The following is a 12,868-nucleotide window of genomic DNA, read 5'->3' as shown; positions in this document are numbered from 1 at the left end:
CTGCCTGCCGGCGCCCGCCTGTCTGCGGACACGGGGCACGGTATTTTTACTATCCGCCATTGGTTTAGCAAATAGCCCCGTCCGCCGCTGGAGGATTCCCGGATTCCCCCGCCGCGGCGGGGGAATGACGCAAATGGGTAATCATCAAATTAAAATCAATTACTAAAATCTTAGCTCGAAATATTTAACAAAATAAAAGATGAAGTGCCGATGTTTATCGGAGTCGCCCAACATCCCGCTGCTCTATGGGTTATGAAATAAGCAAGCTTCGATTGGTGGGTATTATTTTAAGAACCCTATAAAAAAGGCCGGACAGTAGTGGTCAACCCTTTAGAAAAAAACAGCCCCCGTATAATCTGCAGGGGCTGTCTAATTGGCCTGGCAACCTCCTTTGCCGGGAATATTATTGATAATTGCGGCATTCTGATGATGGCTTATAGGCGCTAAGACCTTTGTTTGCTATCAGCAGAATTAACTTACTGAGAACAGCTAATATCTATTTACATTCTCATATTTAGCTTTTGCTTTTTGTTTTAGTATCTGATGTTTTAAACTTTTTAATCTCTTTCGTTTTCTTGATGGTTTTCGGAGAGGCTGTATCGGTATCTTTTAAAGACGGTTTAGACATTAACATACAGCAATTGGCGCATCCTGCATCGCATATATGTTTAGCCGCAGAAGCCTTTTTAGCGGTTGATTTTTGTATCATGGCGCAACTCGGCGAGCATAGCGCATTGGGACTGTTAACATCACAACAAGCGGCGGCAGACGATTTAGTTTTCAGCATGGTTTTACAGGCGTCATCGCAAACATGCCCATCGGTTTTAACCATCGAACAAACAATGGCAATAGCATCCGATTTGGCGGCTTTGGCGGCAGCTGCTTTTGTTTGATTGCCTTTAGAAATATCAGCTTTGGCATTAGAGCTGCAGCCTCCACAGCCGGCATAAGCGGAAACGGCGGCAATTACAAAGATTGCGGCTATTGATACGAACATAGTCTTTTTCATTTTTTCTCCTTTTTAGATTTGCTAATTAACTATCATTATTAATATCAATATACATTCAAATATATATGATTGTTCCCCATTAAATACATTTTTATCATAATATATTAATTGGTTAAAAAGAGCGATTATTCCCCGGTTCACCCCCACGTGTGTGGGGAATACGCATCAGCCGGTATTGCTGCCGTCTGTTCAGCCGGTTCACCCCCACGTGTGTGGGGAATACGATTGAATTAATTGATTCAAAGGCGACATTGAAAGGTTCACCCCCACGTGTGTGGGGAATACCGCTCCGGTCAACGCCCAAACTATCGCACCCGCCGGTTCACCCCCACGTGTGTGGGGAATACAACGGGCGCCCTTAGGTGCTCCCTTCGGTCGCTCGGTTCACCCCCACGTGTGTGGGGAATACTACGATGGGTCTATTTTAGAAAACGACAGCGATAGGTTCACCCCCACGTGTGTGGGGAATACCCGGCGGGTATTGAGAGCAAGAACTAAATTCCGCGGTTCACCCCCACGTGTGTGGGGAATACTTTATCCGGATGTATCCGTATTCCTCTGCCTATCGGTTCACCCCCACGTGTGTGGGGAATACATCACCATCATTTAATCCCGATAAAAATTTTACCGGTTCACCCCCACGTGTGTGGGGAATACACCATCGTATATGAAGACTGATAAGAAGTCGTCCGGTTCACCCCCACGTGTGTGGGGAATACTATTTATAAGCATGTTACGGATGACAGTGATTCAGGTTCACCCCCACGTGTGTGGGGAATACTGTGATTATAATTAGGCATTATGAACCTTCTCCTGGTTCACCCCCACGTGTGTGGGGAATACTGCTTTCGAACTCTATCAATCCGCCAACATCGCCGGTTCACCCCCACGTGTGTGGGGAATACTTCGTCGTGCTAATTCCAGCACACTCACTCCGTCGGTTCACCCCCACGTGTGTGGGGAATACGTTTGGCTTAATAATTAAATCCCTTGCTTCCTTCGGTTCACCCCCACGTGTGTGGGGAATACGCCGACCCTGTGCATCCCGATAGAATGCTTTGTCGGTTCACCCCCACGTGTGTGGGGAATACGGGTCAAGGGTTTTCCTGTCAAAGGCTTGCCCAAGGTTCACCCCCACGTGTGTGGGGAATACTGATAGAACCTGAAAGTTTTGACCGACGCCGATAGGTTCACCCCCACGTGTGTGGGGAATACTACGACGGGTCTATTTTAGAAAACGACAGCGACAGGTTCACCCCCACGTGTGTGGGGAATACTTAAAAATTGTCATCTTTATAATAACATGGCGGCGGTTCACCCCCACGTGTGTGGGGAATACGCCAGCTGACGCATCGTTTTTGAAAAACCGGCGAGGTTCACCCCCACGTGTGTGGGGAATACTCAAATTGTAGCTTTTCATTCGAGGGATTTAAGGTTCACCCCCACGTGTGTGGGGAATACTGGTTCTGATAAAAGGCTAAGGGAAATATGCCCCGGTTCACCCCCACGTGTGTGGGGAATACTATTACCGTCAGCCACATCACTCCATGTGAAATCGGTTCACCCCCACGTGTGTGGGGAATACTTTTTCGCTCCAGTAAACCCAAAACCATCTTCCCGGTTCACCCCCACGTGTGTGGGGAATACCATCACAAGCATCAATATGTATCTCTTTTTTGCCGGTTCACCCCCACGTGTGTGGGGAATACTACTCGCGGTCTTCATACAGCAGATTATAATTGCGGTTCACCCCCACGTGTGTGGGGAATACCTTATACATCGAAAAATCTGGGACGATGACGGCGGTTCACCCCCACGTGTGTGGGGAATACGGGACTGATGATTTTCCTTTTGGCAAGACCTGCCGGTTCACCCCCACGTGTGTGGGGAATACGAATCCTATCGAAAATGTTTTCAAAATGCCCTCGGTTCACCCCCACGTGTGTGGGGAATACGGCAGGTATGAGCAAACCGGTGGGTTATCCCGCGGTTCACCCCCACGTGTGTGGGGAATACACGACATCCGCAATAAACTCTATAGCATGATGCGGTTCACCCCCACGTGTGTGGGGAATACTGAACCTGCGATACATAATAACACTACCGTAATCGGTTCACCCCCACGTGTGTGGGGAATACAACGGTATATTGTATGATACCGAATCGGCAACACGGTTCACCCCCACGTGTGTGGGGAATACTAATACCAATAGAAGTTCACTTAAGCACACAGCAGGTTCACCCCCACGTGTGTGGGGAATACTCTAAACATATTAGCAGTACTTTTCAAATAAGTAAATAAAACCAAATAAAGCAATATCTTTTTGATAATAAGCGTAACCCGCCTTACATCATCAAGATACTATTTGGTTTTTCGCCCGGCATCCTCCTTTATTCTAATTAGCGCCAGTCCTTCAAAATCCTCGAGTTTACGGGTTGGATTGCCAATCGTTTCATAGCAATATCCCTGCGGATTCGGATAGCTCCAGATTACCGTTGCGGCTCCAACTAAAAGCTCGGCTTTTAATTTTTTCAGCAACTCATCCCTCACCCTCTTCGAGAGATTTCCCAGAAATACCCCAGTCTTTGGTTCTATCAGCCAGCGTGATAATTTTCCCCTCAAACTCTTCGGGGCTTTCTCTAAGATTATCACCAACATTGAAAACCTCCATTATATCAGGAATGATTCGTTCCATCAATCTTGACAAGTGAAAATCAAACCGGCAGGCTTCCCGCACCTCGCGTTCGAGGTGTTCCGGGTTTTCGGATACCGTTTTAAAAGCGATAGGAATTGACAGGTCGGTTTTATAGAAATCGGCGACATCATAAACAAAACTCAGCATCTTGCCGGTATGTACAAAACCCAGAGCGGGCGACAGCCCCACCGAAATAATAGCCGCCTGACATATCCCGTACAAACAGGCGTTAGCCGCAGAAAGAGCGCGATTTAAAGGGTCTGATTTATACCAGTCTTGCTGGTCATAATTGCGTCCTTTCCATTCAACATTATAACGCAGGGCAAGGTCTCCGTAAGCCTCGCGGACCCTTATGCCCTCCATTCCTCTTAGCTGCTCTATTGTCACATTCTCGGGAATATCCTCATCAAAACGAAGCTGATACATTCTTTTGGCGACAGATATTCGCAATTCGGGAAATGACGCCAGACGAGCTTGTTCAATCATTCTTTTAGAACTGTATGTTCCGCCTGTGCTGTGTCCATACATTCTGATGGCGTCCTGGCCTACCCAGGCAATCAGGCAATTATTTTCAGCCAGCAGTTTAACGGCGGCGTGAGTAATCGAAACGCCGGGTCCCAGCATCAATAAGCTAAGCTGATTTATAGGCAAAGGGACTTTACCTTTTATATCATGAGAAAACAGTCCGCTGGCGTCTTTGTCAATTTTGCATTTCTCGAAGTACAGAAATGACCATCGATCGGAGAATCTTGGGAGTTCGTGAAAGCTTCGCATGTTAACCTACCTTGGAATTAAAGACAATAATCCGAACCCCAATCCTTTGCCGCTGCCAATCCCGCTTTTGCAGGCGCTTAGCAGGGCATCGGAATCGACTGCAATTAAATCGCCCTCGAATCTCACCGAAAGGAAATTCATATTGTGAGTGTGATTGGAATCAGAGCTTTGGGCGCTGTGCTTGCGGCTTCTTAAAGCTCCTTCGGGAACGATAATTACAGAGCCGGGTTTAAATCCGGCGGCAGCGCCTTTTCTGATAAGCCACTGTAATTGATCTTCTTCACTCAGCCAGGCTAAGCGCTTGCCCTTTCTCTTAAAAGTTGGATTCGCCCGCAAACGAAAGAAATACTTTCGCCCGCTACTAAACTGAGGATTATACTCTTTCACTTCCGGTTCGGATAACAGATAGCTATTAGATCCATTCCGTGAAAACGCAGGCGAGCCGTTATCCCAATCTGGTTTGGTCAATGATTGCACCAAGAGGAAGGTTTTCCTTTCAGCATGGCTGGTATCGACACGAAACAGAACTCTTTCGGATAAACCCTCGAGGTGGTCGGGAAAAGCTGTCATGATAGTGCGATGCATCTGGTAAGAATCTGTTAATTCTCGGCACACCTGACGAGATGCCGAATTAAGGATTAGCCTGGAGAGAAACATAATTTCACCTCCTTAACTTTATCGCTGTCAATCTCCGTGAAATAGGTTTTAGCATAGCGAGGCTTAAACTCTCTGCTTTCAAACGAAACGGGCTTATCATCTCTGACAGAATCATGCCGTCCGAATTCGGCATCGACAACGCATCTCAATTTGACCTTATCTTCTTCGGGTTTTACGATTGATTTTTTGTTGAATACATAGCAATCATACTCGCTAAATATTTTTTCGATAGTTTTATTTTCAAATACACCGTCTTTAATCCACACCGGCAGTGACGGGACAAATGACTTTCTGCCGAGATAGATTTGCCAGTGCGGATTTAGCAAAGCCTCATGTATTTCGGAAAGCAATTTGTGTTCGCCCTCCAAAGCCGTTAAAAAGCAGGCATCGGCAAGATAATATCTGTTTGATACGTTGTTCTTCAACCCTTTGCCATGAGCTTGATAGCAATTCATAGTTGTATGGTAGTCTTTTTGGATTTTGCCTTCCTGGTCGATTCGGACACCCATAGTTAATTGGTTGAGGTCGGCAATATCGGCAGATCTGTCTCGTCCCAAAGCGGCGCAGATAAGGCCAATGATGCCGCTTTTGGATGGTTCCCTGCCGGTATCTCTTTCGGTGAAACGGCTTTGCGTCCCCCATGACTGCATAGGACCGGCCAGCCGCAATAATAAGACGCTCATAATTATTTCTCCGTGGTTTGCTCTTCAAACTTGACAGCCAACATCGTTTTTTCAATCAGCGATTTTATGCTTTCGACCTCATAAGCCTTCAGAATATCCAGCTTATCCATTCCTATCTGGCAAACTGCCATAGTCTTAATGCCGTCCGAACCGTAAGCTTTTTGGATATTACCCCAGAATTTATCTAATTTGTCTGCCGAATTTTCTATGAGGCTATTTTTATAATCGGGAGCAGCCGGTTTGACGAAAGCATTAGCCAGCGAACAGCGTAGTCCGTTATCCCTTACAACGGTAAATACAAAGCTGGGAAGATTATTGGCGGCCATGCTGGTTTGCTTGCCGGTGGGTATTGCCATTATAGCGCCGTGAAGGAACCCCTCGAGGGTTCTGCGGGCAAGGTCTTCATCATTGCGCAGGTTGTGCATCAACTGGCGTAAATCGACATTGGCATAGCGGTAGTAGCATGAGCTGTTGTATTCGACAATGCCCATCATGCCGGCGCCGGTTTCGCCTTTGGGAAGAAGGTCATCAACGGCGGTGAAGAAATCCATTTCCGTGTTTATTTTATTTGTGGAAATTGATTGCGCTACCTGGCAGGCGGCATCGATACTAAATTCAGGCTTTTCAGCCATCATTCTGCCATGCAAAGCAATATCAGCGGCATAAGCGTCTCTTATTTTAGTTTTCAGTTCAGAGGCGAGGTTTTTAGCGGCATCCTTATTTTTTTTATTTGCAAGCTCCGTGAAATTATCCCTAATAGCGTTTACGATTGAATCAATTTCCTTATTGCTGAGATAAAGCGCTACTGAAGTAGTATCTTTATGTTTTTTATCCATCTTACTGTATAATTCAGCTATAAGATTGGAAATGATGTCGTCAACTGCCTCATCCGTAATATCTGCTTCGGCAAGTTTTGCTTTCACATTTTGATGAAGACGCTTAGTTCTTATAGCGATATTTTCGCCCAGGCGGTTTTTAAATTCATCCGATGTTCTTATCGCTCTTTTAGTGCATTGCGATGAAATCCGGGCGCGCGGATAGCCGCCGAAATCACAGGTTTTCGGGGTGTTGGTATCGTCGCGGTTTAGGCATGATGGCGCAAAGTTTTGTAAAATATGAATTTCTACTAACATTTCTATTCTCCTTGTTCGTTACTATTTTGATTTTCTTCTGTGTCAGCTTGATAAGCCCAAAAGCTATTAGCCCATCTTTGCTGGATATATTTATCCTGATGCCCCCAACGAATGATATCATCATAAAGCTGATGATAATTAATCGGGATATCCTTGGCTTTGGCGAGGCTTACAGCCTGCCTTAAGTGATAAGGCAGTGAATCGTCATGAGCGTTCAGCAATGCCTGAAATCTTAATTCGATGCTGTCGCTGTCATTGAAAGCCATTTTAATCCTTCTAAAATGATCGCCCATATTTCCTTTGTTCGTTGGTTCCGGATGCCAGGCGAAAAGCGAGGCGATAATAAACTTGGCATCATTAGCGGCTTTCTTTTCGCCAAGATAGGGGCAGATATAAGGCAGCATCTCGATAGCCGTTCCCGGCTTCTTGCCGAGGCCTCGGCGAAGATTAGCCATAACAGCCCTGTCTTCTCGGCGGTTTTCAAGGCAGTTTTTTACAAACTCGGATTTGTTCATTCGATTCCATCCTCCTCTTTGTGAAGTTTCCACAATTCAATGTTTAGTTTTTTTCTAGCTAATGTAATAGCTTTCAAGGCGCGGGCAGTGAACCGCAATGATTTTACTCCCTCCTCGAAAGCCTTTTTCGCCGCCTCTTCAGTGTTTTTTAACCATATTTCTTTCGCCTTTTCGCCATCGGCGGGCAAAATATCCAGAATCTCGAAGAACTTTGGTTCGAGGTAATTCCAGTAAGCCTGTTCGATTGAGTTCTTATCAATAGGCGGATGGTCATCTTTGCGATTAGCGCCCAGTTCGCTGTTAAGTATGTAAATAGTTGTATTTAAGGACTTGGCAATATTTTCAGCATCGCTTAGACAAATAGATAAGTTGCCAAGCGCAGTTTTATTATCGAGCAAGGCGAAAGGCAGGGGTAAGCGTTCATGGCGCCACATAAATACATTAGCTTGATAATTAGAGATGCCAAAAACCTCTAAATCATCCGAATTGGTTTTTTCGATATCATTTTCTAAAACCATTTCGCGAAATTTTCTAATTACTTCAGGCAATTTATAACCTCCCTTATTGCCCAGAAGAGCATCATAATCGCGCCATAATGCTTTATTTTTAGACATCTTTAATGCGCTCGGTTTTCCTTTATCTGGGAAGTTGAATATTTTAAATTGGTCATATAACCAATTTTCTGGCATTTTTAATCCCTGAGCTACACCTACTTTTTTTACAATGGTATCACCTTGGCTGCTTTCAGGGAATAGTTGAATATATCGATGCTGATAAGTCAGATATTCTAAGTAGCCAATTGAATATTTTTGAGGCGGCTTTTTATTAAAAGTAAAATTATTGTTATCATTTTCCCAGATTGGAGAGTCTTCAGGGTTAATTTCAAATGGCCGGTCTTTTCCATTGTAGGGCACTAAATTTTTTGTTAATATTTCCCAGAAGCTATCACCATGTAAAATAATGAGCATACCTACAAAGATAATACCGAACTCTCGATAAATTGAAGCGCTATTTCCAGTCAATCCTGAGATTTGGGAAGATAGTAAATAACAAGCTGCTTGAGAAGAAGTAAGATATAAATCGTTGCTGGAATAATTATGATCAAATAAAGTGTCGCTATTGCCAGAAGCAAATTCAAGAGTTATTTTGGATATTGATGTTTCTTTTTTTTTCGGGAAATCCCTAACCTGATAAAACGGATACTCCTCGCTGAAAAGGTCGAAGCGGTCTTCCCATTGATCAAGGTAGCTGTCGATTGCGTCCAAATCCCATTCGCCGGATTCGTAAATCTCGCCCCAGGCTTCCTCCGATGGCGGCCCTAAAACCCGATGCAGTATCGCCAGCAGTAAGCGATATATGCTTATCGTTACCAAAGGCGATTGAGAGTGTACTTCCCTGATTTGCCGCGCCTTGTGAAGGACATCCCTGATAGAATATTCTTCATATTTACCCTGCTCTGTAATACAGGGAATCCATCGTTCCGTTAGAAGATTAAATGATGCTTTCATATACCTCCTTTATTCAATTTTGGTTATTGTTAGCCCTAATTTATCATCAAGCGTTAATCTGATGTTCTCGTCTTTGATATCGCAAATATTGTAATGAAATATCAAATACTTGTAATTTCTAAGAGCAGACTGCTTTTGCCATGCTTTGGGGAACTCCTGATTCTTCAACCACCGGACAATTGCCGGATGAGAGATAGGAACCGAATCGAGTATTAGCTTCCTGGTCATATTAAAGTCGGGTTCCTCGTGAAGCGCGGGATGGTCTTTGCTGTTATCCGTCGAATGCAAACATATTGCCTTAATTGACTGCGGGCCATATCGGGTTAAAGCCTGGCGCATGGGATGAGCATCCGGGTCATCCTCTAATAAATCTTGAAAATACTCAGTGAGTATATTGCCGTTAAAAGATGGCGGACGGATTAAGCAATTTTTTGCTATCTCTTCGAGTTTATTAATATCTTCTAAATATTCATCATAGAAATTGCTTAATGTATCTTTTTCGTTTCGGCTTAATTCTTGATGTCCACTGTCTTCATCATAAACCGATTCAACAAGAGTCTGTAAATCATCCGGAATAGAAATGGCCGCTAAACTTTTTAATGTCAGATATGTTTTATACAAGATGAATTTATCATAGACACAACCGGACCCGCCGAAATCGGGCTTTCCGTCTTTGTCTATTTCAGGTTTAATAATCCAGAGTTCCGGTTTTCTCAAGGATGATGGCCTATCCTTATCATGGCGATGCAGTCTCCCCATCCTTTGCAGGATAAGGTCGACCGGAGCCAGTTCTGTTATCATTAAATCAAAGTCAATATCAAGACTTTGTTCGATTATCTGGGTCGATACTAAAATCGATGGACCTTTCGGTTGTTGTTTTTTTCCGAAACGTCCGATTACTTCATCCGCTAATTCCCGGCGCCGCCTAAAAGGAAACCTGGCATGCAGAAGCCGCATGACAAATTTCGAAAAGCGTTCGTCATTTTCTATTTCCTGAAATACGGCTTGTGCTTTTCCAACGGTATTGCAGATAACAGCAATATGTCCATCATCCTCAAGCGATTCGGATAATCTGCTTGCCAAATCCGCAGGCTCGATCCATCTTAGCATAATTTCCTTGCCTGAAGCAGATTCAAAAGTGATTGATTCTATGCTGCGATTCTTAACTATGGTAATCGCCGGATATTTAGAATCAGGTATTTGCTCCTGTTCAATATTAGGATTGAATGATTTTATCAATTTATGCTTTTTATTTTTTGGCAGAGTGGCAGAAAGCAAAATAACACAGCAATTCAATGATGACAGCCATTCCAATAGTCTTTCTATCAGAGTTGTTGTATATGTATCATAAGCATGAATCTCATCAAGAATAATAACCTTATTCGTCAAACCGAAAAGACGCACAAAATAGTGCTTTGTCTGCAAAACCGATATCAACGCCTGATCTACAGTACCAACGCCGTATGGAGCCAGCAGAGTTCTTTTTTTGGGAAGAAACCATTCTGACGCTTTTAGGGATGCTTCATGTTCTCCATCGCAATCTACAGACCGGACAATTATTTCTTTGTATGATTTATTGAACAGTGAATTGCCATGAAGAAGATGCAGGTTGATACTATCACCCGGAAAACTTGCTTTAAGGAAATTACCTACCCTGTCAAGCATCTGATCGCTTGTGGCTTGAGTCGGTAGCGCAACATATATGCCATTATTGCCGCAGCCGGTTCTCATACAGTTGGCAAGATATAAGGCGGCTTCGGTTTTACCCTCCCCCATTGGGGCTTCGATAATGACCATTGTCTTTTCTCTAAGATTTATGGCTTTCTCAATGACCTTGACCTGAAGAGGATTGGGAGATGAAATATCTCTAAACAATTCGGCGAATCCCTTGATAACATCACCCGAATATTTTCTTTCCCAATTTAAGCTGCTGATTGCTTTTTGGGCCAGCTCCTGTGAACGTGAAAAATATTCGTTTAAATCAAGCGAATTGCTGTCATAGCTCTTTATCTCATAAGGGAAAAAATCAGTGTTGGAGGCAATCCAATCTGAAACGGATGTCAGACCGGCCAACAGAATAAGCATAGAGTTGTTGACAAAAACAGAAGCGGTATTTTGATATATTGCCTCCGACTTGATTATATTATTATAGCTGTTTATAAGTTCACTGCGCGCCGTATTCCATTGGTTGTCCCCAACAGCAATTATCGACCGGTTATCTTCATCCCTCGGAAATTTCCCATGATGACCGCCAAGAACTATTGCAATGCGTTTTAATATAATTTTTTGTTTCTTTAAAATATTACAATTTTCTTCCTGAATAGATTTTCTTATAATGTATTCTGTTAAGCATCCATGACTGATTTTCTGGCCGCATAAAGAGGGAAAAACAAAGCCGGCATTTTTCAAACATTTTTCATGGATTTTACTTTGCTCTTGAAATGCGGGCGTAGCCTTGCCGATATCATGCAAGCCAGCCCAATAGGCAAATACGGTCTTAGTGTTTTCATCGCTTGCCGCACTGCAATTGGCCGCTAAAGCATTCGCAAAAGACACATCCCATAAGACACCGGCAGCATTAGCCGTATCGAGCATATGGCATATTAAAGGATGATAGGACGAATCTTTTCTGTTTAGTTTTGCCCAGAAAACAGTTTCGGCTTTAAACATTTTAAAATCCTCATATGTATGCAATTCTTAAGAGTTATTGATAAACAGCGTTTTGTTAATTACTTCTTGCGCTATTGCATTTTCTATAATGCTCCTACTTCTCCGAATAAATATAGATATGACTATTTCCTTTTCAAGTATTTAATCATATATTCATATATTAAATATAGAAAATCCTACTGACAGAACCTGTCAGTAGAAGAAAAATAATACTTTTGTTATGATGGTAAGAGCGTATAAATTCCAAGCAGGATTTCAATCATAATGAATTCTGTGCTGTCGGGTGCCCCTGCCCAACAGTATTTTTTTATCGATGTTATATTGTCGGGTACGGGGACCTGACAGCACTGGAATTCTTAATAAAAAACCATATTCATCGTTAATAATAAGCTTAAGGCTTCTGCCTTAGGCTCTTCAATATCATATGTATTTCCATAATTTTCACTACTTTTTTCCGTAACCGATTGACCCCGCATTATATCACACTTAATACTCCAATGTCTTTGAAATTCATACCCAGCGCCAATATAAAATCCCCGTCCTCCCATTGTTCTATCCTCAAGTGGATTGTAAATAATACTGCCGCCAAACCCGCCATCTAAATATAAACTAGGAGCTTCCTTCTCAAAATAATAACTGGCTCCAAAACCAATAGTGGAATGGCTTGACATATATGGAATAAACGGCAGCACAAGAGGACTAACAATAATGTAAAAAACCGATGATAATCCCTCGCCTTACATCTTATCGAAGTAATTTCCATAATCATCCACCATTTTGGGCACATCAAAAATGGACATCTTATTAACCATATAAACCCGAAACTGATTATTTGGAGCAAAACCAATTTTACCTTCAAGGTCAAACGCCCCTTTTATTGTATTGCTGGAAATACCATAGTATTCCGAGCTGACTTTAGTGAATCCAAGTCCATAACCGACATCAAAAATAAAGTCTTTTCGCTGGTTATTAAAAGGATTCAAATTCAAGGCGTGAGTCGACCCGGAAAGTAAGCTTAAAATTATTATTATCATTATGGTTTTGTTAGCACGCATATAATTTTCCTCCCTATAATACTGAATATTTTATACTAAGTGCAGCTTGCATTAAGATAACATATTATACACTACTATCCGGCTTTTTTCATAGAGTTCTTAAAATAATACCCAACAATCGAAACTTGCTTATTTCATAACCCATAGAGCAGCGGGATGTTGGGCGAC

General features: G+C 43.0%; 11 protein-coding genes and 1 CRISPR repeat array. All 11 genes read right to left on the bottom strand.

Going from position 1 to position 12,868, the window contains the following annotated elements; translation table 11 throughout:
* Positions 1 to 514: 514 nt before the first annotated feature.
* Positions 515 to 1,009, bottom strand: coding sequence for a hypothetical protein (locus tag J7K40_07915; GenBank protein ID MCD6162324.1), 495 nt, complete (start codon positions 1,007 to 1,009; stop codon positions 515 to 517).
* A gap of 134 nt (positions 1,010 to 1,143) precedes the next feature.
* Positions 1,144 to 3,272: direct repeats of the CRISPR family, unit length 28 nt; unit sequence GGTTCACCCCCACGTGTGTGGGGAATAC.
* 99 nt (positions 3,273 to 3,371) lie between these two features.
* A complete protein-coding gene (gene cas2e / locus J7K40_07910) occupies positions 3,372 to 3,668 on the bottom strand; it encodes a type I-E CRISPR-associated endoribonuclease Cas2 (protein MCD6162323.1) in 297 nt (98 codons plus the stop codon).
* Positions 3,550 to 4,479 (bottom strand): type I-E CRISPR-associated endonuclease Cas1, encoded by a 930-nt coding sequence (cas1e, locus tag J7K40_07905; protein MCD6162322.1) that lies wholly within the window; start codon positions 4,477 to 4,479, stop codon positions 3,550 to 3,552. The genes cas2e and cas1e overlap by 119 nt, the downstream gene beginning before the upstream one ends.
* 6 nt (positions 4,480 to 4,485) lie before the next feature.
* Entirely contained in the window at positions 4,486 to 5,136 is a 651-nt protein-coding gene (cas6e, locus tag J7K40_07900; GenBank protein MCD6162321.1) for a type I-E CRISPR-associated protein Cas6/Cse3/CasE, read from the bottom strand.
* Positions 5,118 to 5,819: a type I-E CRISPR-associated protein Cas5/CasD gene (cas5e, locus tag J7K40_07895; GenBank protein ID MCD6162320.1), complete on the bottom strand. Its 702-nt coding sequence runs from the start codon at positions 5,817 to 5,819 to the stop codon at positions 5,118 to 5,120. The genes cas6e and cas5e overlap by 19 nt, the downstream gene beginning before the upstream one ends.
* 2 nt (positions 5,820 to 5,821) lie before the next feature.
* The gene (gene cas7e, locus J7K40_07890; GenBank protein MCD6162319.1) at positions 5,822 to 6,952 is read right to left on the bottom strand and encodes a type I-E CRISPR-associated protein Cas7/Cse4/CasC; all 1,131 of its coding nucleotides are present in this window, start codon (positions 6,950 to 6,952) and stop codon (positions 5,822 to 5,824) included.
* A gap of 2 nt (positions 6,953 to 6,954) precedes the next feature.
* Complete coding sequence (gene casB, locus J7K40_07885; protein ID MCD6162318.1) at positions 6,955 to 7,467, bottom strand: type I-E CRISPR-associated protein Cse2/CasB; 513 nt, start codon at positions 7,465 to 7,467, stop codon at positions 6,955 to 6,957.
* Positions 7,464 to 8,975, bottom strand: coding sequence for a type I-E CRISPR-associated protein Cse1/CasA (casA, locus tag J7K40_07880; GenBank protein ID MCD6162317.1), 1,512 nt, complete (start codon positions 8,973 to 8,975; stop codon positions 7,464 to 7,466). Before casA ends, casB begins: the two co-directional genes overlap by 4 nt.
* Before the next feature lie 9 nt (positions 8,976 to 8,984).
* Complete coding sequence (gene cas3 / locus J7K40_07875; GenBank protein ID MCD6162316.1) at positions 8,985 to 11,645, bottom strand: CRISPR-associated helicase Cas3'; 2,661 nt, start codon at positions 11,643 to 11,645, stop codon at positions 8,985 to 8,987.
* Positions 11,646 to 12,001: 356 nt separating this feature from the next.
* Positions 12,002 to 12,337 (bottom strand): hypothetical protein, encoded by a 336-nt coding sequence (locus tag J7K40_07870; GenBank protein ID MCD6162315.1) that lies wholly within the window; start codon positions 12,335 to 12,337, stop codon positions 12,002 to 12,004.
* A 45-nt stretch (positions 12,338 to 12,382) separates the two neighbouring features.
* Positions 12,383 to 12,700 (bottom strand): hypothetical protein, encoded by a 318-nt coding sequence (locus J7K40_07865; protein ID MCD6162314.1) that lies wholly within the window; start codon positions 12,698 to 12,700, stop codon positions 12,383 to 12,385.
* Positions 12,701 to 12,868: the final 168 nt, after the last annotated feature.

The sequence above is a fragment of the Candidatus Zixiibacteriota bacterium genome, assembly GCA_021159005.1.
In the GTDB taxonomy this organism is placed as follows: Bacteria; Zixibacteria; MSB-5A5; order UBA10806; family 4484-95; genus JAGGSN01.
The sequence above is the reverse complement of the archived record's forward strand: the minus strand, read 5'-3'. Positions and strand labels throughout refer to the sequence as shown.